This is a genomic window from Pantoea sp. M_10, from assembly GCF_008631515.1.
Classification (GTDB): Bacteria; Pseudomonadota; Gammaproteobacteria; order Enterobacterales; family Enterobacteriaceae; genus Pantoea; species Pantoea anthophila.
On record NZ_VWUL01000004.1, the window covers coordinates 44,704 to 70,535 of the forward strand.

The following is a 25,832-nucleotide window of genomic DNA, read 5'->3' on the forward strand; positions in this document are numbered from 1 at the left end:
TGAAGCGGATGTGCAAGGGCTGAGGATGAAAAAGGTCTGCCACACCGTGCTATCGCCCTTTTTCTGTGTCCGCGCTAACGCGGCAGGCAGAAGCGTGCGCAGCCGGGCAGCGATTGTGCTAATCATAAGCGACCCGTAATTGACTGAGGATCGCCTGCCATGTCCGCTTCCGATACTGATCTGCTCAGCTCCCCCCGCCGCAAACGTGCCCTGATTGCCGGTTCGGTCGGAAATTTCATTGAATGGTATGAGTTTGCCGTTTATGGCTTCCTGGCTACCCTGATTGCGGAGAACTTCTTCCGGCTTCAGGGCGAATCCGCGCTGACCGGTATCCTGCTGACCTACGCCTCTTTTGCCATCGCCTTTTTCTTCCGTCCGCTTGGCGCCGTGCTGTTTGGCCGGATGGGCGACAGGATTGGGCGCAAGCCCACCCTGATTTTTGTGCTGATCATGATGACGCTGGCCACTGCGGCTATCGGCCTGGTGCCGACCTATGCCCAGCTGGGCGTGCTGGCTCCCCTGATCGTTACCGGGCTGCGTATTCTGCAGGGGCTGTTTGCCGGAGGCGAGTATGGCGGGGCGGTGTCGCTGATGACCGAATTTGCTCCGCCCGGCAGGCGTGGCCTGTATGGTGCCTGGCAATCCTTTACCGTTGCGCTGGGATTGCTGGCGGGTGCAGCGATCGTTGCGCTGCTTTCGCGGCTGCTGACGCCGGAAGAGATGCTGAGCTGGGGATGGCGGATTCCGTTCTTTATTGCCCTGCCGCTGGGGGGCATCGCGCTCTGGCTGCGGGCTGGCATGGAGGAGACTCCGGCGTTTATCCGGCAGCAGACGCAGCCCCGCGAAAAAGTGACCGCCAGCCTGAGTGACACCCTGAAAACGATTCTGCTCGGCATCTGCCGGCTGATGGTGTGGTCGGCGGCCGGGTACACCTGGCTGGTGATTATGCCGACCTACCTGCAGGCCTCACTGCACACCGGCTTTAATGAGGCGCTGCTGATTGCGGTGATTTCGAACCTCGGGTTTGCCGTCACGATTATTCCGGCGGGAATGCTGAGCGACAGGATAGGCCGCCGGACGGTGATGGTCTCGGCGGCGATCCTGCTGCTGGTGCTCTCTCTGCCGCTGCTCAACCTGTTGCAGGCTGAGAACACCGCAACCGGGCTGAAAGGGCTGGTGGTCTTTATCGCAGGGGGTGTGGTGGGCCTGCTGGCCGGGCCGGGACCGGCGATGCTGTCAGAGATGTTTCCGACGCGGGTGCGTTATACCGGTCTGGGCCTTGCCTATTCACTCTCTAACGCGCTCTTCTCCGGCTGTGCCGGTCTGATCATCACCGGGCTGATTAAAGAGACGGGCAATCCCGATATTCCCGCCTGGTATGTCATGGCGACCGCACTGGTCAGTATTGTGGCGCTGATGACGCTGAACAAAGACGATCATAAGCGAGCGCTGGATGAGGGGTGACCGCAGGCTCAGCGCCCGGAGGGGGCATTCAGGCTGAAAATCTGATCGCGGTTGTGAACCTTGGTCCCGTGACTATCGGCGATCAGGATGATGGCGGCCATCGCTAACGCCAGAAGGAGGATGAAAATTTTACGCATGATAGTAAATGTGCATTCCTGACAGTTCAGTGAGGTCTGATACCGGGGCCGTAACGGCTGGCCAGCGCGGCTTTAATTACAACACCCATAGAGAGTGCCTGATGGCGGGATCGCATTCTTTGATCCTGATACTGAATTGACCGGAAAGCGTGCAAAGAGGGAAACAGCGGCATAAAAAAAGGGCGCCTTCAGGCGCCCTTCAGAGTTTTAGCAGAACTGTTAAACCAGCTGCTGAGCTGTGGTTTCTACCAGCGTCAGCAGGATTTTAATGTCTTCCAGCGTCACGGTCGGGTTGAGCAGCGTCATCTTCAGACAGGTCACGCCATCGTGCTCGGTCACGCCGACGTTAGCACGGCCCGACTCCAGCAGGGCATCACCGATACGCTGGTTCAGCAGCGCGATATCCGCGTCGCTGAGGTGCGCCAGATGCGCCGGACGGTAGCGGAACAGCACGCTCGCCAGCTGCGGCTTCATTACCAGCTCCAGCGCCGGCTGCGCATCCACATATGCTGCAACGTGCTGTGCCAGCGTCACACCGTGGTCGATGATGGCGGCATACTGTTTCTGACCCAGGGCTTCCAGACCCATCCACAGTTTCAGTGCATCAAAACGGCGGGTGGTCTGCAGGGATTTCGACACCAGATTCGGTACGCCCTGCGCTTCGTCAAACTCAGAGTTCAGATACGCAGCCTGGTAACGCATCAGCTCGTAGTGACGTGCTTCCTTCAGCAGGAAAGCGCCACAGCTGATGGTCTGGAAGAACTGCTTGTGGAAGTCCAGCGTAATGGAGTCCACCAGCTCAATGCCGTCCAGATAGTCGCGATACAGCTCGGAGAGCAGCAGTGCGCCGCCCCACGCAGCATCCACGTGAACCCAGATGTTCTCTTCAGCCGCCAGCGTGGCAATTTCACGCAGCGGATCGATTGCACCGGCATCGGTGGTGCCTGCGGTGGCAACAATCGCCAGAATATGCTCGCCGTTGGCTTTGGCTGCGGCCAGCTTGTGACGCAGGTCATCCATATCCATGCGGGCAAAGCTATCGGTTTTCACCTGCGTAACGGACTGATAACCCAGACCCAGCAGCGCCATGTTCTTCTGAACGGAGAAGTGCGCATTTTCTGAACAGAAGACTTTCATCTTCTTCAGGTCACCGGTTAAGCCATCCTGCTGAACAGAATGACCCTGACGGGCATACCATGCGTCGCGCGCCAGCATCAGGCCCATCAGGTTGCTCTGGGTGCCGCCGCTGGTGAAGACACCGGCATCGCCCGGCTGATAACCCACCTGGGTACGCAGCCATTCGATCAGCTTCATCTCAATCAGGGTTGCAGAGGGAGCCTGATCCCAGGAGTCCATACTCTGGTTGGTGGCGTTGATCAGCACTTCCGCCGCCTGGCTGATCACCAGGCTAGGGCAGTGCAGGTGCGCCACACACTGTGGGTGATGCACCGACAGGCTGTCTTTCAGGAAGTACTCAATGGCACGTTCAATCGCAGCCTGGTTGCCCAGGCCGTCAGGATTGAAGTCCAGCGTAATACGCTCGCGCAGCTCTGCGACGGTTTTTCCCTGATACATCTCAGGTTGTTCCAGCCACTTAACGACCGCCGCGCTACTCTGGGCGATCGCCTGCTGGTAGGCCTCGGTACTCTGAGATGAGGCCGCCAGGATTGGGTTTAACCGGGACATTGCATTCACTCCACTTATACTGGTTTCACGCCAGCTGACAGCAGGGCGTTTTCAAATTTATCCATAAACACGTCAAGTTCAGCATCGGTGATCAGCAGGGAAGGCAGCAGGCGCAATACGCTACCGTGACGTCCCCCGCGCTCCAGGATCAGGCCGTTCTCGAAACATTTCTTCTGTACCAGCGCAGAGAGCTCGCCGTCAGCCGGGAAGCTGCCCATATGATCAGCGGCTTCGTCAGGTTTCACCAGCTCGATACCGATCATCAGACCCAGGCCACGGACGTTGCCAATCACCGGGTAGCGCTGCTGCAGTTCGTTCAGTTTGCCTTTCAGCAGTTCGCCCTGTGCCGCGACTTTATCTGCGATGTTGTTCTCTTTCAGCAGTTTCAGCGTGGTCAGGCCGGTTGCCATCGCCAGCTGGTTTCCGCGGAAGGTGCCGGTGTGATGACCCGGTGACCAGGCATCGAACTCTTTCTTAATGCCCAGAACGGCCAGTGGCAGACCGCCACCCACAGCTTTGGACATCACGATGATGTCTGGCTCAATACCCGCGTGCTCGAAGGCGAAGAATTTACCGGTACGGGCAAAGCCTGCCTGAACTTCGTCGAGGATCAGCAGGATGCCGTGCTCCTGGGTGACTTTACGAATGCGCTGCAGCCATTCCGCCGGAGCCGGGTTCACGCCGCCTTCACCCTGAACGGCTTCCAGAATGACCGCCGCAGGTTTACGTACACCGCTCTCAACGTCGTTGATCAGGTTTTCAAAATAGTAGGTCAGCGCTTTCACGCCCGCTTCGCCGCCAATGCCCAGCGGGCAGCGGTAGAGGTGCGGATAAGGCATGAACTGCACTTCCGGCATCATGCCGTCAACGGCTTCTTTCGGTGACAGGTTACCGGTCACTGACAGCGCGCCATGGGTCATACCGTGGTAGGCACCGGAGAAGCTGATAACACCGGAACGGCCGGTGTGCTTTTTCGCCAGCTTCAGCGCCGCTTCCACGGCATCGGCGCCGGACGGGCCGGTAAACTGCAGGCAGTAATCCTTGCCCTGGCCTGGTAACAGGGAGAGCAGGTACTCAGAAAACGCGTCTTTTAACGGCGTGGTTAAATCCAGAGTATGTAACGGCAAGCCGCTGGTAATGACATTTTGAATGCTCTGCAGAACGTCTGGGTGGTTATGGCCCAATGCCAGCGTTCCGGCACCCGCAAGACAATCAAGATACTGATTGTTCTCGACGTCGGTGATCCAGACACCCTGTGCTTTCGCAATAGCGAACGGCAATTTGCGCGGATAACTTCGAACGTTAGATTCAAATTCGGCCTGACGGGCTAAATAGGTCTCATTGGTTGCGTTTAATGTCTGTGCATTCGAACTGTCAATACGGACTTTATCCGTCATCATATCTCTCCTACAACCGCGACGGGAGTAACGTCTCAGTTGAATAAATGAATTAAAAAAGTCATGGGTATGTTTAAAGCGCGGCCAATATAGGGGTTTTTAAGGTCCGACTCAATGATTAATTTGATCAGAAAAAAAGTGCTTCTTTACTATAGTTATCAATCAGTTGTTGAGATTGTGACCGCATGCTTTACTGCCGCTTCGCTAATGGTTAAATAATAAATGGCGAAAAAACACCGGCTTACAGCTCACAGCCTGTGCTAAGTCAATGATAATAATCTGTGTAAACAGCTGTTTCGGAGGCGAAACGCTATCAAAAAGGGCACTTTTCAGACAGAAAAAGCATAAGTCAGTTTAATTAGCGAAGCTGCATATATCCCGCTATAGATGTAATGACCAATTAAAATAATAAACCTTTTTTTAACATTTAATTAAAAACGTCCCGTTGCAGTTGGGTCAGTGCGCGGTTTAATCCCTTTATCCCAGCACACAATCTATAAAGTGGTTTAAATCCGCCAGCGCTTCACGCGCCTTCGCTTCTGAGGGATTAACCGTCAGTAAGTCGGCATAACCGTTAAGCATGGCGCTGATCTGTCTGGCGGTGCGGGCGATATCGGCGCAGCGCAGTGTCCCGTCAGTGACGCCGTCACGGATAATGGTTTCCATCAGTTCCTGCCACTCTGCCGTCATCGTCTCTGCCAGCCCGGCATAGGGCTGATAGTGTGCCGCACTCTGCCAGAAGGAGGCATAAAGCTGCCAGGTGGCATCCGGTGCGGCGGGCAGATGGCTTTCAAAGAGGCGCAGCAGTTTCTGACGCGGCATGAGGCCGGACAGGGAATCTGCGAAGGCTTCATAATCCTGCCGCATGAAGCGCTCCAGTGCGGCCAGACAGAGGCTCTGCCAGTTACTGAAGTAGTGATAAATGTGGCTGCGTGAAATGCCCACCGACTCGGTGAGCTCGCGGGTGGTGACCTTTTCTATCCCTTTCTCAATAAATAATGCTATCGCGGCATCCAGGATTTTTGTCTTCAGTGCTTCTGCTGACGCTTTCATCATGACTCTCACATTGACTTTGAGCAAACGCTCAAATAGACTCTTTTTCATACTTGAGCAACCGCTCAAGGATAACACTATCAGAAACAGAAACGATGTCTTCCTCTAAACTTATCCTTCCCGTTGCGGCTCCCCGCAGCGCTATTCTGACACTGAAAGCGCTTGGCCGTCGCCATCGCCGCAAGCTCTTCTTTACGCTGCTGCTGGTGGTCGCGGAAAATGTCATGTATCTGCTTTATCCGCTGCTGGCGGGCTTTGCTATCAATGCCATCCTCTCCGGCAGAACGTGGCAGGCGATACTCTATGCGGCGATGGTGTTTACCATGTGGGCGATTGGCGCAGCCCGGCGCAGCGTCGACACCCACACCTTTGCCCGCATCTATGCGGAGCTGGCGGTGCCAGTGATTGTGGCGCAGCGCAGCGAAAATCAGAGCGCGTCGACGATTGCGGCAAGGGTGGCGCTATCACGTGAGTTTGTCGATTTCTTTGAGAAACATCTGCCGGTGCTGATTACCTCGCTGGCGTCGATGACCGGGGCGGCGGTGATGCTGCTGGCCATTGAGTTCTGGACTGGCGCAGGGTGCCTGGCGATCCTGCTGTTTTTCGCCTGTTTTCTGCCAGGCTTTACCCGCAAAAATGATGCGTTGTTTAATCGACTTAACAACCGGCTGGAGAAAGAGGTGAATTTCGTTACCCATGCGAACGCCGCTTCACTCGGCCGTCACTATGGGGTTTTAGCCAGCCTGCGTATCCGTCTCTCTAATCGGGAAGCCTGCGGTTATCTGGCCATCGGCAGCATGGCCGCGCTGCTGTTTGCTGGCACCATCGCGTTAATGGCGGGCCGGGGTGGCACCAGCGCGGGTCACATCTATTCGGTAATGACCTATATGTGGATGTTTGCCATGAGCCTCGATGATGGCCCTCAGCTGCTGGAGAAGTATTCGCAGCTGAAAGACATTGGCCGTCGGGTGAATACCGGCATGCCATAGTCGCCTGTGCGGATGGAATGTGCGCCAGATCACAAAATGGGTTGCCATGCGCGGTCTGACTTTTTATAGTCTGGCCGCTTCATCCGGACGGAACACGCTCTGCTTCCTTCCTCCGGCTCACTTCAGTTTTTCAGATCAGGCCATTGGGAATCCATTTTGTTAAGAAAAGATCATAAAACCGACGATGCCGGTTTTGTCCGCTGGGCATTGCTGGCCCTTGCACTGGGCGGCTTCGGCATCGGAACCGGCGAATTCATCATGATGGGCCTGCTGCCGGACGTGTCGCGCTCGCTCGCCATCACCGAACCGCAGGCGGGCAACGCCATCGCCAGTTATGCGCTGGGGGTGGTGGTTGGCGCGCCATTTATTGCGGTGCTGGCGGCGCGGATGGCGCGTAAATCGCTGCTGCTCATCCTGATGGCACTGTTCAGCATCGGCAACGTCGCCAGCGCGATGGCCGACAATTATCACGGCCTGATCGTGGCGCGTTTTCTGACCGGCCTGCCGCACGGCGCTTACTTTGGCGTGGCCTCACTGGTCGCGGCGTCACTGGTGTCGCCGGCGCGGCGGGGGCGTGCGCTGGCCTCGCTGATGCTGGGACTGACGGTGGCCACCCTGATTGGGGTGCCGCTCGGCTCCTGGATAGGTCAGCTGTTCAGCTGGCACGTGGTCTTCACCTTTGTCGGCGCGATTGGTCTGCTGACCTGTCTGCTGATTGGTCGCTATGTGCCTTATACACCCGGCGATACAGAGGCTCATCCGCTGCGTGAACTGGGTGCGCTGAAAAACGCGCAGGTGCTGCTGACTCTGCTGGTGGGCGCCGTCGGTTTTGGCGGCATGTTTGCGATCTTCAGCTATATCGCGCCGACGCTGATTAACATCGCGGGTATCTCTCCCTCGCTGATCCCGTGGGCGATGGTGGCGTTCGGGCTGGGGATGATCATCGGTAATCTGGTCGGTGGCCGTCTGGCGGACGGGCCGGTGCTGAACATTATCGGCTGGACACTGCTCTGGAACGTGCTGGTGATGCTGGCCTTCCCGGTGCTGGTCCAGCATGTGGCAACCGGCCTACTGGCGACCTTCCTGATCGGCACCTGTTCAGTGCTGCTGCCATCACTGCAGATCCGCCTGATGGATGTTGCCAATGAGTCACAGACCCTGGCAGCCGCGATGAACCATTCGGCGCTGAATATCGCCAATGCGATGGGCGCCTATCTCGGTGGCCTGACGGTGTCGCTGGGTTATGGCTGGCTGTCAACGGCGTGGGTTGGCGTGGCGCTGGGGGTCGGTGGCCTGATGGTCTTTGTAATGACGGCGCGGCATGCCGCCCGCCAGCAGGCTGAACTGGCCTGATAGCCGCCGGGCAGGGCGCAGCGGCAGCCGGGGTTGTCGCTGCGCGGGGCTGGCTGAGACCCGTGGGAAACGGGGTGCAGCCAGCCTCAGAACCGGGTTGCGGCTATGAAGATTCAGCGTTCGTTATCTTTTCCGCCGTTCAGGAAATAAAAAAGGCCAGATAAATCAGTAAAGATGCCTGGCCGTCTGGATGTTAAAATTAAATTAAAATAATGTTTGCTAATGTCGGGCAGGCATGACTTAATAGCGTCATCGGTTTGGAACACAGACCTTATCAAAGCAGTTTTAGTCAAGCAGTCCTCAGTGCAAGCGATATCTCAAGATACCCCTTCTTCGTGAGTCTCCTCCTAAAATCCTGGTAAGTTTATTTCTGGAAGACAGGCCATCTCTGCCACCTTGTGGCTCATTATTAAGGAAGTATCGATGTCGAATAAAATGACTGGTTTAGTAAAATGGTTTGATGCGGGCAAAGGTTTTGGTTTTATCTCCCCGCAGGATGGCAGCAAAGATGTATTCGTTCATTTCTCTGCCATTCAGAGCAACGATTATAAAACCCTCGATGAAGGTCAGCAGGTCGAATTCACCATTGAAAACGGCGCTAAAGGCCCATCAGCGGCAAACGTTGTCCCGATGTAACATCTGATGATCAATGCGGCTTACGATAGCGATGACGGCAACAGCCTGAGCAGTTAAGCGAGCATTGATGATTGAAAAAACCCGCCCTGTGCGGGTTTTTTGCGTTCTGAAGCCAGCCACTAAGCCATTCCCTCCTGACAGCGGCTGAGCCGCGGACCTCTTCATGCCGTAAAACGGTGAGAAAAAAAGATAAAATGCCGTCAGCAGGCTTATCGCGGCAGATAGCCGTTTATGGCTGTGCGACTATAGAGGCAAAGAACTTCTCCTGCTGACGTTTACCACCCGGAAGGTTATCTGCTCTATGAACGCCTCTGCTGGCATCGCAATGAAGGTCATGGCTGCGCTGAGCTCCACGCTGATGCTGGCCTGTGTGAAACAACTGGATGGGGCGATACCGGTTGGCGAAGTGATCTTTTTTCGCTCGCTGCTGGCGCTGGTGCCGCTGCTCATCTGGCTGCGTATCCAGGGCAGCGTGCTGGACGGCATCCGCACCCGTAACATTCGCGGCCACGTTGTGCGTGGGCTGGCGGGGACCGGTGGGCTCTATTTCAGCTATCTTTCGCTACTTTATATCTCACTGACCGATGCCACCGCGATCAACTATGCCGCGCCGCTGTTTACCGTGCTGCTGGCGGCACTGCTGCTGCGTGAAAAAGTCCGTCATCACCGCTGGGTTGCCGTGTTTATGGGATTCAGCGGCATTCTGGTCATGTTCTCCGGGCATCTCTCGCTGACGCAGCAGGGCAGCTTCTCGCTCTCCGCGTCGGCCGGGATCCTGCTGGCGTTAATGGCCGCATTCTGCACCGCCTGTGCGCTGGTTCAGATCCGCTTTCTTAACGGCAAAGAGAAACCGGGAGCCATCGCTTTCTGGTTCGCCATTACCACCGCCTTAACGTCGCTGGTTACGCTGCCTGCCGGATGGAAGGTGCCGCAGGGCAATCAACTGGCGTTGCTGGTGGGCTGCGGGTTGCTGGGCGGCATCACCCAGATTCTGATGACGCTGAGTCTGCGCTACGCCGAGGCCTCACTACTAGCCCCGTTTGACTACACCACCCTGATCTGGTCGGTGGCGGTGGGCTATCTGCTGCTGGGCAGCCTGCCGGACTCTGCCACCGTGGTCGGTGCGATCCTGGTGGTAACAGGCGGTCTCTACGCCGTGCTCTATGAGCGTTATCGTTTCCGCAAAACGCAGATGGCGAATGTCAGCTCATGATCTGCAGCGTCCGGCGCGTGTGTATAAAGCGCGCAATGATAACGCAGCGTTAATAATTTGTGATCCCGGCGAGAGAAGCTCATTTTGTAATCGATTACTTTTACACTCAGACAAGGTAATCGATGACTCACAGGTGAGGTTCCTATGATTGCAACGGTGCAGGAGAGTGCAGGCCAGCGGGTGCAGCATAAGCTGCTGGTTCCGCGCCTCTCTCTGATGATGTTTATGCAGTTCTTTATCTGGGGCAGCTGGTCGGTGACGCTGGGCCTGGTCATGACCCGCCACAACATGCCGTTGCTGATCGGGGATGCCTTCTCTGCCGGGCCTATCGCCTCGATTCTGTCGCCGTTTGTGCTCGGCATGCTGGTGGATCGCTTTTTCCCTTCCCAGAAGGTGATGGCGGTGATGAATCTGGCCGGTGCGATGATTCTCTGGTTTGTGCCACAGGCACTTATGGCAGAGAACGGGGCGCTGCTGATCGCGCTGTTATTTGGCTACACGCTCTGCTTTATGCCGACGCTGGCGCTCGCAAACAACATCGCTTTTCACAGCCTCGCCAGCAGTGAGAAGAGTTTTCCCATCGTCAGGGTTTTCGGCACTATCGGCTGGATTGCGGCGGGGATCTTTATTGGCGTCGCCGCGATTGCCGACAGTGTGGCCGTGTTCCAGCTGGCCGCACTCTGTTCCGTGCTGCTCGCTCTTTACAGCCTGACGCTGCCGCACACGCCAGCGCCGGCTAAAGGTCTGCCGGTGAAAGTCCGCGATCTCTTCTGCGCGGATGCCTTTGCCCTGCTTAAACAGCGTCATTTCTTTGTCTTCGCGCTGTGCGCCACCCTGATCTCGATTCCGCTGGGCACCTACTACGCCTTCACCGCCTCCTGGCTGGCGGATGCCGGTGTCCGCAACGTCAGCACACTGATGTCACTGGGTCAGATGTCTGAAATTCTCTTCATGCTGATCATCCCGCTGCTGTTTCGCCGCCTTGGCGTGAAGGCGATGCTGCTGATTGGCATGTCAGCGTGGTTTGTGCGTTATGCCCTGTTTGCACTGGGCATGAGTGATGAGACGCGCACCCTGATCTACCTCGGCATTCTGCTGCATGGCGTCTGCTACGACTTCTTTTTTGTGGTGGGATTTATCTACACCGATCGCATCGCCGGTGAAAAGGTCAAGGGACAGGCACAGAGCATGGTGGTGATGTTCACCTATGGCATCGGCATGCTGCTGGGTTCGCAAATCTCCGGCGCGCTCTACAACCATCTGGTTGCGGGTCAGGTGAGTGCGCAGAACTGGGCGCTGTTCTGGTGGATCCCGGCGGGCGCCGCCGCGCTGATCGCGATTATTTTCTTCTTCTCATTCCGATACCGTGAATAAGCGCTGGCGGCGCGCAGGAGCGACAGATGAAAACAGTTAAAGGGCCGGGACTCTTCCTGTCACAGTTCATTACCTCTCAGCCTCCGTTCAACTCGCTGGCCGGACTGGCGGAATGGGCGGCGGGACTGGGATACCGGGCGCTGCAGATCCCCTGCCATCAGCCCGCCATTTTTGACCTTGAACAGGCGGCGGTGAGCCAGACTTACTGTGATGACGTGCGGGGGGTGCTGGCCGATTCTGGCCTCGAAATCAGCGAACTGTCGACGCATCTGGAAGGACAGCTGATTGCCGTCAATCCCGTCTTCGATAGCGCTTTCGATAATTTTGCACCGGCAACGCTGCGTGGCGATCCTGCCAGGCGCACGGAGTGGGCGATGACCACCCTCAGACGTGCCGCAGCCGCGTCGGAAAGGCTCGGCCTGCGCGCTCACGCCACCTTCTCCGGCTCGCTTGCCTGGCCCTGGTTCTATCCCTGGCCGCCCCACAATGCCGCGCTGTTTGCAGAAGCCTTTGCCGAACTGGCGCGCCGCTGGTTGCCGCTGCTGGACGTTTTTGACCAGCACGGTGTTGATCTCTGTTATGAGATCCATCCCGGCGAAGATCTGCATGACGGTGTCACGTTTGAACGTTTTCTGGCTGAGGTCAATCATCATCCCCGTTGCAATATCCTGTTCGATCCCAGCCATCTTCACCTGCAACACATCGATTATCTGCAGTTCATCGACCACTACCATTCACGCATCAAAGCCTTTCACGTCAAGGACGCGGAGTATCAGATTAACGGGCGTAGCGGGGTCTATGGCGGCTATCAGCCCTGGCTGACGCGCGCCGGGCGTTTTCGCTCGCCGGGCGACGGCCAGATAGACTTCGGCGGCATCTTCAGTAAGCTGGCGCAGTATGACTATGACGGCTGGGCGGTACTGGAGTGGGAGTGTTGCCTGAAGGCGGGTGAGACGGGCGCGCGGGAAGGTGCGGCGTTTATCCAGCGTCATATTATTCCGGTGGCCGATCGCGCCTTTGATGATTTTGCCGCGTCCGGTGAAAACCGCCCGTCAGTGCGTCAGCAGCTGGGGCTGGATCGCGACGCGTGAAGTGCGCGGATAACCGGAACCGCACAGGATTAAAACAGGGAGCGCTATGTCTGTTCAGAAAATCGCCCGGATGGCCGGGGTGTCCGTCGCCACGGTTTCCAGAGTGCTGAATAACAGCGACCGGGTTAAACCGGCCAACCGGGAGAAAGTGCTGGCGGCGATAGAAGAGAGCCGTTATCAGCCCAACCTGCTGGCGCGACAGCTGCGCACCGCCCGCAGCTCGATGATTCTGGTACTGGTCTCCGATATCTCTAACCCCTTCTGCGCTGAGGTGGTTAAAGGCATTGAGACGCAGGCGGAGCAACAGGGGTATCGCATTCTGCTCTGTAATTCGGGGGCCGATATCGCCCGGTCGCGATCCAGTCTGCAACTGCTTTCCGGCAAGATGGTGGATGGCATCATCACCATGGATGCTTTCAGTAAGCTGCCGGAGCTGAGTCAGCTGATTGGCGCTGCGCCCTGGGTGCAGTGCGCCGAACACGATGATGAGGGGCGGGTCTCCTGCGTCGGCATTGACGATCAGCGCGCCGCGCAGGCTGTGGTGCGACATCTGGCCGCCCGGGGACGCCAGCGTATTGCGCTGATCAATCATGATCTGAGCTACAAATATGCCCGGCTGCGGCAGCAGGGCTACCTCCGGCAACTGGAAGAGGAGCAGCGGGAATGGCAGAGCATCATCTGCGCCAGCGCGTTGAGTTTCAGCGCCGGTAAAGCGGCGATGCTTGCGCTACTGGCCGGGGAGACGTGGCCCGATGCGGTGTTTGCCGTGTCTGACACGCTGGCAGCAGGGGCGATGGCGGCGATCCAGCAGGCGGGCCTGCAGATCCCGCAGGATATTGCCGTGGTGGGGTTCGATGGCAGCGACCTGGCGGAGATGGTGTCACCTCCGTTAACGACCCTGGCACAGCCTTCAGGCGTGATGGGTCGTCGGGCCTGCGAGCTGCTGCTGCAAAAAATTGCCCAGCCCGATGTGCCGCCGCAACGGGTGGTGATGCCGGCTGAGCTGGTGGTGCGGGCCAGTGGTTAAAGATGCGGATTCCGGCACAATGACGGGAGGTGAAGGGACAGCGGGGGATAATCTGGCATGAACCGGCTGCCGCTGGCAAGGCGCGCAGGCGGGTGAAAAGGGCGCAGTCTCGGCTACGCCCTGTATGGGTCAGAGTGCGTTCAGGAAGGCCAGCAGATCCTGATTCAGCTGATCCTGATGCGTCACCGCAAAACCGTGTGGCGCATTGTCATAAACCTTCAGTTCCGCCCCCTCAATCATCTCCGCCGCCACTTTGCCGGTAGACTCAAACGGAACGACCTGATCGTTGCTGCCATGAATCACCAGCGTTGGTACCTTCACCTTCGCCACGTCTGCACGGAAATCGGTTTCGGCAAAGGCCGTCACGCAATCCACGGTGCTTTTCAGCGAGGCCAGCAGGGCAATGTTCAGCGTCTGCGTCAGGACGCCCTCGGAAACGGTCTGCCCGGCGTTGGTGCCATAGAAGGGGGTGGCAAACTCTTTGATAAACTGGGCACGATCCTTAAGCAGGCCGTCGCAGATACCTTCAAAGACCGACATATCCACCCCCTGCGGATAGTCTGCCGTTTTACCAAAGATGGGTGTGACGGCACCCAGCAGCACCAGCGCCGCCACGCGATCGCTGCCATACTGGCCGATGTAGCGCGTCACGTCGCCGCCACCCATAGAGAAGCCGACCAGCGTCACCTGCTGCAGATCCAGATGGGTGATGAGATCGTTGATATCTGAGGCAAAGGTGTCGTAATTATTGCCGTTCCAGGGTTGATCGGAGCGACCAAAACCGCGGCGGTCAAAGGCAATCACGCGATAACCGCGCCCGGCCAGGAAGTTCATCTGGCTATCCCACATATCCGCGTCCAGCGGCCAGCCGTGACTGAATAAAACAGGCTTGCCGGTGCCCCAGTCCTTAAAATAAATTTGCGTGCCGTCGGTTGCTTTAAAGGTGCTCATGATATTGCCCTCTGTCTGACGTGATGGATGATATGTCGGTGATGCGCCCGTTAAACCGGGGCCACCAGATAGCGAACTTCAGGGGCGGTTTCACCCTGATGAAAGGCGAAAACCCGCCGCTCAATCTTTTTATCGTTCATGGTGTAGCGCGCCTTCTGCCGCAGATGTTCGACCCAGGAGCCCACTACAAACGTTTCCACGAAAATGCCGGGCTGCAGAATATCTTCATAGAGAGACCAGCTGATGGCGCCGCCGCGACGCCTGACCCGCCGCATATCCTGCATGCAGATCGTAAAGGCGTGTACATCATCAAGCGTAACCCGGTATTCGTAATTCACCATCACCGGTCCGCGTTCATGGCGGATATCCAGTGCGGGGGGTGTGACGCCATCCCCGATTATGTCGAGGTTGAGATCGGGGTCCTGATCGAGCCGCCAGCGCCAGACGGTCGCGCTGGCGATGACCATCCCTGCCGCGGCGATGCAGAGTGACAACGGAATGCTGAAGCGGGAGGCGAGCTGTCCCCAGATTGCGCTGCCTGCGGTCATGGAACCGAAGAAGAGCGTCAGATAGACCGCCAGCGCACGCGCTTTCACCCACTTCGCGGCACTGCGCTGTGCGCCGAGATTCAGCGTCGACAGCACCGTAATCCAGGCCAGCCCGGTGAAGAACTCACACGCATTCAGCAGCCAGAAGTGGCGCACAAAGGCGAGTGCCAGCAGGGTCAGAGCGAAGATCAGGCTGGCGATGACCATCAGGCGATCGGAACTGAAATGACGCCGCAGACGCGGCAGCAGCACCGCGCCGGTAATCGCGCCGACACCAATGCAGGCCAGCATAATGCCGTAGCCGCCGGGGCCAAGGCCGAGTTCACGCCGCGCCACCAGCGGCAGCAGCGCCCAGCCCGCACTGCCAAACAGAAAGAACGCCAGGGTGCGAACCAGGACGTTTCGCAACACCGGTGCAGCGTGAACATAACGCAGACCGGCGCGCACCGCCGAAAAGAAGTGCTCAGGGGGCAGACGCTGAATGGCCGGCTCCGCCTTCCAGCGCCAGAGCACCCAGGTCACACCCAGCACCGACAGCGCATTGAGCAGAAAGACCATCCACGGGCCGGTAAACGACAGGACCAGGCCGCCCAGCGCCGGACCTATCGCGCGGCTGATATTGATACCCAGCGAGTTAAGGGCAATCGCGGCACCCAGCTCCTTTTTTGCGACCAGATCCGGCACGATCGCCTGGAAGGGGGGCGAACTCATGGCGGCCCCGGCGCTCAGTAAAAAGGCGGCGGCCAGCAGGTATTCCGGTGTCACCTGTCCGGTCCAGGCGAGCAGCGTCAGACCGGCGGCGGCAATAAATGTCCAGAGCTGAGAAAAGAGCAGGTATTTACGACGGTCAATGATATCGGCCATGACGCCGGAAGGCAGCGCGAACAGGAACATCGGCAGGCTGCTGGCCGCCTGAACCAGCGCGACGGCCAGCGGGTCAGCACTCAGCGTCAGCATGCTCCAGTTGACCCCCACATCGTTCATCCATGACCCGATATTGGAGACCACGGTCGCAATCCAGAGCATGCGGAACACCGGCTGGCGCAGTGGCGCTAAGGGCGACACCTCGCCAGCGGGCTGTTCACCAGGCTGGGGCTGTTCAGACAGCTGAATATCCTTAGCCTGCGCCATGACGAACCTCCGGGGGTTTTGCCGCGCCAAGCCGCCAGTCGCCCGGCCCGGTCAGTGCCAGCGTGGTAAAGATGATCAGCAACAGCCAGCCGAACTGGCCCTCCGCCAGTGACCAGTCCGGATGCACCACCAGCATCGCGACCAGCAGAACGCCGATGATGGGCAGGCAGGCAATCCGACTCCCCCAGCCGAAGATAATGAGGATCGGGCAGATCACTTCCGCCAGAATGGCCGGCAGCAGGCTCATCATCGGGCCCAGCCCAAACGGATCCTCGATACGCGTCAGTTCTTCGCTGAAATGCAGAATTTTCGGCACGCCATGCACCTGTAACAGCAGCAGGCTGCCGGTCAGGCGCAGGAAGAACAGCCCCGCATTAAGACGGGGCGAGTAAGCAGATAGGTTCTTCATCATCAGAATGCAAAGCAGCTGCAGCCCAGCGCCCCCCAGAAGGCGTTATCCTCAGCGACCGGCACGCCGGCACCACGGGCAATCTCGTGCGAATGGCGATGGACGCCGCACGGGCCGCTGCAATGGTGCGCGGCAGGCATCATCCCGGCACGGCTCTGTGCCACCGGCGGCGCGCTGCGATAGTGGCCGGGAACCCTGACCACCGGCGACCACTCTGGCAGAACCGGAATGGCGGGCGGTGCCTCCGTGCTGAATGCACCGGCGGCATAGACGATATTGCCATCCACCACGGTCAGCACGGACTCGATGCCCTTGATCTCCTCTTCCGGCACGCTGAAGTAGTCTTTGCTCAGCACCGCCAGATCCGCCAGCTGTCCGACCTGGATTTGACCTTTTTTGCCCTGCTCACTGGAGAACCAGGCGCTGCCCTGGGTCCAGAGCATCAGCGCCGTGTCGCGGTCAAGGCGGGCATTGACATCATACATCTGCATGCCGCCTACGGTGCGGCCGGAAACCAGCCAGTAGAGTGCGGTCCAGGGGTTGTAGCTGGCCACGCGGGTTGCATCGGTGCCGAGTCCGACCGGAACGCCGGTTTCCAGCATTTTCTGCACCGGCGGCGTATGGCGGGTCGCCTCAATGCCGTAACGCTCCGCAAAATATTCCCCCTGGAAGGCCATGCGGTGCTGCACGGCAATGCCGCCGCCCAGCGCTTTGATACGGTCGATATTTCGCTGCGTGATCGTCTCCGCGTGATCGAAGAACCAGTGCAGCCCGTTGAACGGAATGTCACGGTCGACCTTCTCGAATACATCCAGCATCCGGCTAATCGATTCGTCATAAGTCGCATGCAGGCGGAAAGGCCAGCGATGTTCCACCAGATGACGCACCACGCGCTCCAGCTCATCCTCCATGCCGGGGGCCAGGTCGGGTCGCGGCTCCAGAAAGTCTTCAAAGTCGGCGGCTGAGAAGACCAGCATTTCACCTGCGCCGTTGTGACGGAAATAGTCGCTGCCCTGACCTGGCGTCAGCATGTCAGTCCACTTTTCGAAGTCCTCCAGCTCATGGCCCGGACGCTGGGTAAAAAGGTTATAGGCGATGCGCACCGTCATCTGCTTTTTCTGATGCAGCTCTGCTATCACCTCGTAATCTTCGGGATAGTTCTGGAAGCCGCCGCCCGCATCAATGGCGCTGGTCAGCCCCAGGCGATTCAGCTCACGCATAAACTGCCGGGTTGAGTTGACCTGCTGCTCCAGTGGCAGCGTCGGGCCTTTCGCCAGCGTGGCGTAAAGGATCATGGCGTTGGGACGGGCGATCAGCAGGCCGGTAGGATTACCGTTGCTGTCGCGCTGGATTTCTCCCCCCGGCGGGTTGGGCGTCTCTCTGGTGTAGCCGACCGCTTTCAGCGCGGCGCGGTTGAGCAGGGCGCGGTCATAGAGGTGCAGCAGGAAGACCGGTGTGTCGGGCGCTGCTTCATTGATCTCATCCAGCGTCGGCATGCGCCGCTCGGCAAACTGAAATTCCGTCCAGCCGCCCACGACCCGTACCCACTGAGGCGTCGGGGTTCGCAGTGCCTGATCTCTCAGCATCCTCAGCGCATCCGCGACAGAGGGAACGCCCTCCCAGCGCAGCTCAAGGTTGTAGTTCAGGCCACCGCGGATCAGGTGCAGGTGAGAGTCATTAAGACCAGGCACGGCGGTGTGACCTTTAAGATCGATCACCCGGGTGCCGTCGCAATGAAACGCCATCGCGTCGGCAAGCGTTCCCACCGCAACGAATTTTCCGTCACGAATCGCAACGGCTTCTGCCACCGGATTGCTGCGGTCAACAGTATGAAATTTGCCATGGGTCAGTATCAGTTCAGCTTTACCCAGCGTAACCATAGATCCTCCTCAACGGGGTTGTCCGGCATCGCGCCGGACAGGAAGTGCCGCAGACAGGCGGCCTCGAATCAGGCGGATTATGGTGAGTGGGCTGAGGGCGCGTCTAGTTATACAGAGGGATACCTATACCTTCGTATAGTTATACGCAGAGATAATAGTTTGCCGTGACAGCTCACCCTAAACTGGGTTCAGACAGCCAGCAGCGGGGTGTTAACCCGGCACAGGCTGCTCCTTTTGCTCCGCGCCGGTTGGCGGAATTCCGTTACTTAACCTCTATGGGTGAACGCATGTCCAACGCTAAGCTTGAAGTCCTTACGCCACATAACAGCCAGATTATTTTTATTGACCAGCAGCCGCAGATGGCCTTTGGTGTGCAGTCCATTGACCGTCAGGTGCTGAAAAACAACACGGTCGCCCTGGCGAAGGCGGCGAAAGTCTTCAATATCCCCACCATCATTACGACGGTCGAAACGGAAAGTTTCTCCGGTCATACCTATCCGGAGCTGCTGGATGTGTTCCCGGGACTGGATATTCTGGAGCGCAGCTCAATGAACTCCTGGGATGACCAGAAAGTGCGTGACGCGCTGGCGGCAAACGGAAAGAAAAAGGTGGTGGTGTCAGGCCTCTGGACGGAAGTGTGCAATAACAGCTTTGCGCTGTGCGCGATGCTGGAAGGGGATTACGAGATCTACATGGTGGCGGATGCCTCTGGCGGTACCACCAAAGAAGCGCACGACTACGCCATGCAACGCATGATTCAGGCGGGTGTGGTGCCGGTCACCTGGCAGCAGGTGATGCTGGAGTGGCAGCGTGACTGGGCCAACCGTGACACTTACGATGCGGTGATGAACATTGCCAAAGAACACTCGGGTGCCTACGGCATTGGTGTGGATTACGCCTATACCATGGTGCACAAAGCGCCATCCCGTCAGAAGAGTGAACACCGTACCCTGGCCCCGGTGCACGCACCCGTCCGCTAAGTCGCGTGCTGCTGATCGGTGCCCCTGTTCCGGTCAGCAGCGTGGCAAAACAGGAGTCCGGTGATGAATCCTTTTCTTCTTTCCCTGGCGGCAGGGAGTGTAATCGGCGTGCTTTATGGCCTGCTTAAGGTGCGTTCGCCCGCTCCGCCAGCGATTGCGCTGGTGGGACTGCTGGGGATGCTGCTGGGCGGGGCGCTGATTGATGCGATCCTGCCTGCTGAACAGCCTGCCACTCTCCAGCAGCAGAGTTCTGCGCGGCCTGTGACAGCCACAACGGGATAAGCCGATCATGTTGAAATCCTACATTATTTCTCTCGCGGTGGGTCTGCTGGCTGGGGTAATCTATGCCCTGATCAACGTCAATTCACCGGCACCGCCTGTCATGGCGCTGCTGGGACTCTTTGGCATGCTGGTGGGGGAACAGCTGGTTCCGCTGGCGACGCGTCTGTGCCGCCGCGAGCCCGTCACGCTGAGGTGGTTTCGCCATGAATGTGTGCCAAAAATCAGTGGCACACCGCCGCCCGACGGCGATAAAACGCCCTAAGTCCTCGCCTGCCACAGGGTGAGGCGTTCCAGAGGATATCCGCATGACGCTGTCACAGCGTATTATCATTGTTGATGATGAACGCGCGGTCCGCAGTGGACTGAGCAATCTGTTGCATTCAGACGGCTACGCCACCCGATTATTTGAGTCAGGTGAGGCGCTGCTGAACGATGATGATGCGCTGGCCGGGGCGGCGATGCTGATTATTGATATCGGACTGAAGGGGATGTCCGGCTTTGAGCTGTTTACGCTTCTGAAACAGCGGCCCGGTCTGCCGCCGGTCATTTTTATCTCGGCCGATCAGGAAGAGACAACGCTCTGGTATGCCGTGGCACTGGGTGCCGTGACCTTTTTGCGCAAGCCCATTGATGTTGATACGCTGCTGACGCTGATCCGTTGTGCGTTATCACAGGGAGAAGCGCGCTGATGAGCACTCTTTCACTCACTGTTCATGAGGGTGACGACGCGGGCACTACCCTTGATGAAACCGACACGCTGACCACGCTGGCGCAGGATGGCTGCCTGTGCTGGATAGCGGTTCAGCGTCCTTCCGGCGACGCATTCATTATCGCGACGCCTCAAAGTGACGAGGTCACGTATCAGGCCACGCAGCGGCTTAAGAATGAACGGGCGCTGGCGGGATATCTTTCGCCACGCTGGGCCATCACCGCCACAGGCTCCACCCGCTACCAGAATCGTTATGCGCTCGTTTATCCCGCCTTTCCCTTTCAGACCCTGGCGCACAGGCTGGCGCATCCTCCGGGCACCCTGGCGGATTTCCTCGAGGTGGCACTGCGACTCTGCGCCACGCTCAGTCAGGCGCATCATCAGGGCATCGTCCATGGGGATATCAAGCCAGACCATTTCTTCATCGGTGACGATGACCGCTTTCTGCTGGGTAATTTCGGGCTCGCCTCCCTGGCGGGGCAGTCGGCGGAGGGTCTGCGCGCCTCTGGCGGAACCCTGGCCTACATGTCACCTGAACACACGGGGCGGACACCCCATCCGGTCAGCACGCTCAGCGATCTCTACAGCCTGGGCGTAGTGCTCTATCAATACCTGACCGGCAGGCTTCCCTTTGGCTCTCCCTGTGCGGGTGAGGCGGAGTGGATCCACCATCACATTGCCACCGCTCCCCGGCCCGCCGATCAGGTCAGAGAGGCGGTGCCAGCCATTCTCTCTGCCATTCTGCTGCGCCTGCTGGCCAAATCACCCGCTGAGCGATACCAGACGGCTCAGGGCGTGATGGCTGACTTACGCCGCTGTCAGGCGACGCTGACCGCAGAGAACACCATCGAACCGTTCATGCCCGGCCTGCAGGAACCGTTTATCGCCGGATTTCGCGCCACGGGTCTGTTTATGCAGCATCCGCAGGCGCATCAGTTGCTGAGAACGCTGGATGACCTCAGCCGCAGCGGTACGCAGCGCCTGGTCATGCTGAGCGGCGCGCCCGGTTCAGGCAAATCGGCCCTTATCGCCTCTGCTCTTAAAAACCTGCAGCGCCGACAGGTACTGCTGGCGGCCAGCAAGGCCGACCCGCTTTCGCCGATGGCCCCTTATGCCCCGCTCGCCTCCGCGCTGCGCAGCGTAACGCTTTACCTGTCAGGACTGTCTGCTCCGGAGGTCAGCCAATGGCGAATTCGCCTGCGGCAGCGCCTGAGCGGCTATGCCGATCTGGCCATTGAACTGGTGCCGGAGCTGAAACAGCTGCTCAACCTCCGGGCGGTGCAGCCGGTGGTGCGCCCTGCCCAGGAGGCCCGCGAGCAGTTCAATCTGATGGTTTCTGCGCTTATTGACGCTTTTGCCACGCCTGAGCGGCCGCTGGTGTTGCTGATTGATGATGTTCACTGGGCAGACAATGCCACGCTGCAATTGCTGGAGCATCTGGTCACCCGTAATGCCCATCTGCCCTGGATGCTGGTGCTGGCCTTCCGGGAGGGAGACGCGATGCCCTGTCCGATGGTGGCCGGGTTTCTGCTGCGGATCAGAGCCTCCGCGGCACGGGTGGTGCCGCTGACTCCCCAGTCGCTCAGCGTTAAAGGCATCGCCCGCTGGCTGGCTGACATGCTGCATTCCCGCCCCTGCGGCCATCGCGAACTGGCACAGATCCTCTATGAGAAAACCGGCGGCAATCCGCTTTCTGTTCAGACCTTCTTTCGGCAGGCGGTAGAGGATGGGGTGATTGCGGTGCGTCAGAGCCCGCTGAAGTGGCATTACGACCGCGCGCAGCTGATTGCGCGACAGTACACTGACAATGTCGCCGGTCTGGTCCTCGATCAGCTGGCGCAGCTCCCGGCGATCACCCGCCAGCTGCTGGGATCGCTGGCCTGTCTGGGTGCCAGTGGTGAGCTCGCCCTGATCGCTCATATCAGCGCGCATCCTGTGGCGCAAATTATCGAATGGCTTGAACCGGCCGTCAGCGGTCGCTTCATTACCCTGACGGGCGGGGAGTACGCCTTTACCCATGACCGGGTCCATAACGCGGCGTTTTTACTGCTCGATCTCCGCCAGCAACAGCATCTTCATCAGCAGGCCGCGGCCTGGCTGACAGCCGCCGCCGTTACCGCTGAAAGTCATGAGGCGCTCTTCAGAACGGTTTATCACGTGGACAGAATTGCTGAACTGCCGCTCTGCGCCACCGACTGCGAGCGTTATTATCCGCTCTGCCTGCGTGCCGCACAGGCGGCGAAACGCGCCGGGGACTATCTTTCAGCGTTGCGCTATCTGCGCACTGCGCAACGGCTGGGTCAGCAGGGCGTCAGCGGTAGTGATTTTATGCTGCGTATCGATGAGGCGGAGTGCGAGTTTTTACAGGGCAATCTCGCCACCGCGCAAATGCTCTGTAGCCAGCTGCTGAGCAAACCGGGCACGCTCAGCGAGAAATCACTGGCAGCCTGTCTGGCTACCGAAATCCATATGCGGCAGTCTGACAACCATCTCGCGCTGGAAACCGCACTCGCCTGGCTGGCCGTTTCCGGCGTGCACTTCAGGCGTGACCCGGATGAGTCGGAGATTGACACCGCCTGGCAGGCGCTCAGGGCGAGAATGGGTGACTCGCCGCATGCCGCCTTTTCCCGCCTGCCGCTGAACGAGAATCGTGACATTGAAGCGGTGCTCGATCTGATGGCCAGTACCATTTATGTCTCCGCCTACGACTGTCCGCAACTGCATCTGTTACTGGTCTGCCGTATGCTGGAGATGACGCTGGATCACGGCATGACCGGCGCTTCTGCGTTCAGCCTGGCGTGGCTGAGCGTGCTGATTGGCGAACGCTATCAGGCCTGGCAGTTTGCCTATGCCTGTGGCCGGGTAGCCCGTGAACTGGTGGAGCAGCATGATTTTGCCCGCTATAAAGCGCGCACGATGCTGCCGCTGGATCAGGTCGGGATCTGGACACAGCCCATTGACGTTGCGGTGGAATCTGCCCGGGAGAGCTTCCGTGTTGCGGTGCAGCATGGCGATCGCTCTTTTGCCTGCCTCGCGCTGCGTCATCAGATTATGAACATGCTGACGCGGGGCGATCATCTTGAGTCAGTGCAGACCTCCATTGAGCGGGGCCTCGCCTTTACGCGTGAAACGCATTATCCCGATATCGAAAACGTGCTGATGATGCAGAAGCACCTGGTGATGCAGTTGCGTGACCGCAATGGGTTCAGGGCCGGGGATCGCGCGGTCTCTCTGCCGCTGGTGGCGGGCAGTGAACCGGGCCCGGTCGCCGGCCCTAAAGCGATGGTGCGCTTCTGGGCCGGTCTCTATCAGGGAATGGCGCATTTTTATGCCACTGAATATGATGACGCACTGCGCTGTTTTACGGAGATTCGCCCGCTGGTCAGCGCGGTTCCGGCTTATATCTACCTGATGGATCTGCATTTTTACAGCGCCTTATCACTGTGTCAGCAGCCCCGGTCAGCAGACAGCGCGGCGCTGGATCACCATCTGGAGACGTTTTCGGGCTGGGCTCGCCTCAACCCGGGACTGTTTGCTGACAAAGTTGCCCTGCTGCGGGCAGAGCGCGCGCGCCTCAGGCAGGAGACAGGTGATGCGCTGACGCTGTATGAGGAGGCGATCCGGCTCTCACGCCAGGCGGGTTATCTGCACATTCATGCGCTGGCGAATCAGCTGGCGGGCCGCTGCTGCAAAGCCCTGCAGCTTGATACCGCCGCGGACGCCTATCTTAAAGCGGCGATGGCGAGCTGGGAAAACTGGGGTGCGCAGGCGCTGGTGCACCAGCTGGAGCAGCACGTTCCGCATCAGACCGTGCCAGTACCGGAGAGTGCACTGACCACCATCCCCTTTATGCAGAATGCCTCTTTTTACGATCTGGAGAGCATGCTGACGGCTGTGCGTGCCCTGACCGAGGAGATCAATCTGGATCGGCTGGTGCATACCCTGATGCGTATGCTGCTGGAACGCGCCGGGGCCCAGCGTTGCAGGCTCATCCGGGTTCTGGAGGGCAGTCTTCCGGAGACGCAGGCCTGGGCCGAAAGTACGGCCGATGGCGTGCGGGTGCAGATAGTCAAAGAGCGACCTGTCGCGACCGATCTCCCTTTGTCGGTTCTCTCTGCCGTCATCCGCACCGGTCAGGAGATCCGCACCGGCAAACCGGAAGCGTTCAGCCCCTTCAGTCAGGACCCCTATCTGGTGGCGTCGGGTGCCGCCGTATTGTGTGTGCCGATGTTCAGGCAGGCGACGCTGGTTGGCGTGCTCTATCTGGAAAATCGCCTGATGCCCGACGCGTTTACCGCTGAACACTCGCACATTGTCAAAACCCTGAGTGCGCAGGCAGCCGTCTCGCTGGAGACGGCACGGCTCTATGCCGAGTTGCTGGAGGAGAACAACCACCGGCGACGGGTAGAGAAACAGCTGCGCGCCAGTAAAACTTCGCTGATGCTTGGCGAGAAGATCAGCCATACCGGCACCTGGCGCTGGGAGGTCACTGAGGACATGATGCGGGTATCCGATGAGTATGGCCGCATTATGGGCCTGCCCGCCGGCCAGAAAAGATTGTCGATGGCTGACTTTCTGACCCGGGTGCATCCCGATGACCACACCTGTATCAGCGAACTCGTCACGCACAGCGTCAGTCAGGGACGCAGTATGCAGGCTGAGTTCCGCGTGCTCAGACCGGACGGTGAGTGTCGCTATATCAAAGGCATCGGCGAACCGGTGGAAAACTACCCCGACGTTAAAGAGTACTTCGGCACGATTACGGATATCACCTCACAGCGCGCGGCTGAAGATAGTGCGCGAATGGCGCAGGCCGATCTGGCGCGGGTAACACGCGCTAACACGGTCGGGCAACTCACTGCGTCTATCGCCCACGAAATTAATCAGCCGCTGATGTCGATAGTCGCCAACGCCGGAGCCAGCCTGCGCTGGTTAAAGCGGGAACCGCTAATGCTGCAAAATGTTACCAGCGGCCTTAATGAGATTATCAATGAGGGTAAGCGAGCCGGGGAGATTATTCGTGGTCTGCAGGCGCTGACCCGCAACAACGAATCGAACTTCGCCTCTGAGAATCTGCATCTGATCGCCCGGGATATACTAGCGCTCTCCAGGATTGAACTGGAGCGACGGGGGATCTCCCTGGAGCTGAAGTTCAGGGCCGTAAAGGCGGATATTTTCTGCGATTGCGTGCAGATTCAGCAGGTGCTGCTGAATCTGGTGATCAATGCTATCGATGCCATGTCCGATGAATTACCCCGCGCAGCCCTGCTGCGTCTCACCTCCGAAAACCCGACGCCGGAAACGCTGCGGTTTGAGGTGCAGGATAGCGGCTGCGGCTTACCGGATGAGGTGCGTGAGCGGATCTTTGAGTCGTTCTACACCACGAAAAAAAGCGGCATGGGGATGGGGCTGACCATCAGCAAAGGGATCATCAAAAAGCATCACGGTGAGTTAGGTGCGGAAAACCGGGCGGAAGGCGGCAGTCGCTTCTGGTTCACGCTTCCGCTGGGATAAGGGTGCAG

20 protein-coding genes are annotated in these 25,832 nt (G+C 58.7%); 13 read left to right on the forward strand and 7 right to left on the reverse strand.

Annotation, left to right across the window (positions count from 1 at the left end; translation table 11 throughout):
• Positions 1–159: 159 nt before the first annotated feature.
• A complete protein-coding gene (locus F3I47_RS12610) occupies positions 160–1,464 on the forward strand; it encodes an MFS transporter (RefSeq protein ID WP_150029027.1) in 1,305 nt (434 codons plus the stop codon).
• A 356-nt stretch (positions 1,465–1,820) separates the two neighbouring features.
• On the opposite strand, the gene F3I47_RS12615 is transcribed toward F3I47_RS12610, so the two are convergent.
• From F3I47_RS12615 to F3I47_RS12625, 3 genes are all read right to left on the reverse strand, one after another.
• The gene (locus F3I47_RS12615; protein WP_058957822.1) at positions 1,821–3,287 is read right to left on the reverse strand and encodes an aspartate aminotransferase family protein; all 1,467 of its coding nucleotides are present in this window, start codon (positions 3,285–3,287) and stop codon (positions 1,821–1,823) included.
• A gap of 14 nt (positions 3,288–3,301) precedes the next feature.
• Positions 3,302–4,687 (reverse strand): diaminobutyrate--2-oxoglutarate transaminase, encoded by a 1,386-nt coding sequence (locus F3I47_RS12620; RefSeq protein WP_009093017.1) that lies wholly within the window; start codon positions 4,685–4,687, stop codon positions 3,302–3,304.
• A 474-nt stretch (positions 4,688–5,161) separates the two neighbouring features.
• Positions 5,162–5,737: a TetR/AcrR family transcriptional regulator gene (locus tag F3I47_RS12625; RefSeq protein WP_150029293.1), complete on the reverse strand. Its 576-nt coding sequence runs from the start codon at positions 5,735–5,737 to the stop codon at positions 5,162–5,164.
• Between the two features lie 95 nt (positions 5,738–5,832).
• Here F3I47_RS12625 and F3I47_RS12630 point away from each other — a divergent pair, with 95 nt between their 5' ends.
• The 7 genes from F3I47_RS12630 to F3I47_RS12660 all read left to right on the forward strand — a co-directional run bounded on the left by F3I47_RS12630 (position 5,833) and on the right by F3I47_RS12660 (position 13,420).
• Positions 5,833–6,726, forward strand: coding sequence for an ABC transporter six-transmembrane domain-containing protein (locus tag F3I47_RS12630; RefSeq protein ID WP_150029028.1), 894 nt, complete (start codon positions 5,833–5,835; stop codon positions 6,724–6,726).
• 156 nt (positions 6,727–6,882) lie between these two features.
• Complete coding sequence (locus F3I47_RS12635; RefSeq protein ID WP_150029029.1) at positions 6,883–8,079, forward strand: MFS transporter; 1,197 nt, start codon at positions 6,883–6,885, stop codon at positions 8,077–8,079.
• Positions 8,080–8,502: 423 nt separating this feature from the next.
• The gene (cspA, locus tag F3I47_RS12640; protein ID WP_003855207.1) at positions 8,503–8,715 is read left to right on the forward strand and encodes an RNA chaperone/antiterminator CspA; all 213 of its coding nucleotides are present in this window, start codon (positions 8,503–8,505) and stop codon (positions 8,713–8,715) included.
• Positions 8,716–9,016: 301 nt separating this feature from the next.
• The gene (locus F3I47_RS12645; RefSeq protein ID WP_150029030.1) at positions 9,017–9,928 is read left to right on the forward strand and encodes a DMT family transporter; all 912 of its coding nucleotides are present in this window, start codon (positions 9,017–9,019) and stop codon (positions 9,926–9,928) included.
• A gap of 144 nt (positions 9,929–10,072) precedes the next feature.
• A complete protein-coding gene (locus F3I47_RS12650; RefSeq protein WP_150029031.1) occupies positions 10,073–11,302 on the forward strand; it encodes an MFS transporter in 1,230 nt (409 codons plus the stop codon).
• A 26-nt stretch (positions 11,303–11,328) separates the two neighbouring features.
• Positions 11,329–12,393 carry a sugar phosphate isomerase/epimerase gene (locus F3I47_RS12655; protein WP_150029032.1) on the forward strand — a complete coding sequence of 355 codons (1,065 nt, stop codon included), beginning with the start codon at positions 11,329–11,331 and terminating at the stop codon, positions 12,391–12,393.
• A gap of 46 nt (positions 12,394–12,439) precedes the next feature.
• Positions 12,440–13,420 (forward strand): LacI family DNA-binding transcriptional regulator, encoded by a 981-nt coding sequence (locus F3I47_RS12660; RefSeq protein WP_150029033.1) that lies wholly within the window; start codon positions 12,440–12,442, stop codon positions 13,418–13,420.
• Between the two features lie 129 nt (positions 13,421–13,549).
• On the opposite strand, the gene F3I47_RS12665 is transcribed toward F3I47_RS12660, so the two are convergent.
• Genes F3I47_RS12665 through F3I47_RS12680 form a run of 4 tightly spaced genes read right to left on the reverse strand, consistent with a single transcriptional unit; the run spans position 13,550 to position 18,339 of the window.
• On the reverse strand, positions 13,550–14,371 hold the full coding sequence (locus F3I47_RS12665; protein ID WP_150029034.1) for an alpha/beta fold hydrolase: 822 nt from the start codon (positions 14,369–14,371) through the stop codon (positions 13,550–13,552).
• A 50-nt stretch (positions 14,372–14,421) separates the two neighbouring features.
• The gene (locus F3I47_RS12670) at positions 14,422–16,050 is read right to left on the reverse strand and encodes an MFS transporter (RefSeq protein ID WP_150029035.1); all 1,629 of its coding nucleotides are present in this window, start codon (positions 16,048–16,050) and stop codon (positions 14,422–14,424) included.
• Positions 16,037–16,459: a DoxX family protein gene (locus tag F3I47_RS12675; protein ID WP_150029294.1), complete on the reverse strand. Its 423-nt coding sequence runs from the start codon at positions 16,457–16,459 to the stop codon at positions 16,037–16,039. The genes F3I47_RS12670 and F3I47_RS12675 overlap by 14 nt, the downstream gene beginning before the upstream one ends.
• Before the next feature lie 2 nt (positions 16,460–16,461).
• Positions 16,462–18,339, reverse strand: coding sequence for an amidohydrolase (locus tag F3I47_RS12680; protein ID WP_150029036.1), 1,878 nt, complete (start codon positions 18,337–18,339; stop codon positions 16,462–16,464).
• A gap of 287 nt (positions 18,340–18,626) precedes the next feature.
• Here F3I47_RS12680 and F3I47_RS12685 point away from each other — a divergent pair, with 287 nt between their 5' ends.
• From F3I47_RS12685 to F3I47_RS12705, 5 genes are all read left to right on the forward strand, one after another.
• Positions 18,627–19,319, forward strand: a complete 693-nt coding sequence (locus F3I47_RS12685) for a hydrolase (RefSeq protein WP_150029037.1) — start codon at positions 18,627–18,629, stop codon at positions 19,317–19,319.
• 63 nt (positions 19,320–19,382) lie between these two features.
• A complete protein-coding gene (locus F3I47_RS12690; RefSeq protein WP_150029038.1) occupies positions 19,383–19,601 on the forward strand; it encodes a DUF1427 family protein in 219 nt (72 codons plus the stop codon).
• A 7-nt stretch (positions 19,602–19,608) separates the two neighbouring features.
• Positions 19,609–19,863, forward strand: coding sequence for a XapX domain-containing protein (locus F3I47_RS12695; RefSeq protein WP_150029039.1), 255 nt, complete (start codon positions 19,609–19,611; stop codon positions 19,861–19,863).
• 43 nt (positions 19,864–19,906) lie between these two features.
• A complete protein-coding gene (locus F3I47_RS12700) occupies positions 19,907–20,290 on the forward strand; it encodes a response regulator transcription factor (protein ID WP_009093000.1) in 384 nt (127 codons plus the stop codon).
• Positions 20,290–25,824, forward strand: coding sequence for an AAA family ATPase (locus tag F3I47_RS12705; protein WP_150029040.1), 5,535 nt, complete (start codon positions 20,290–20,292; stop codon positions 25,822–25,824). The genes F3I47_RS12700 and F3I47_RS12705 overlap by 1 nt, the downstream gene beginning before the upstream one ends.
• Positions 25,825–25,832: the final 8 nt, after the last annotated feature.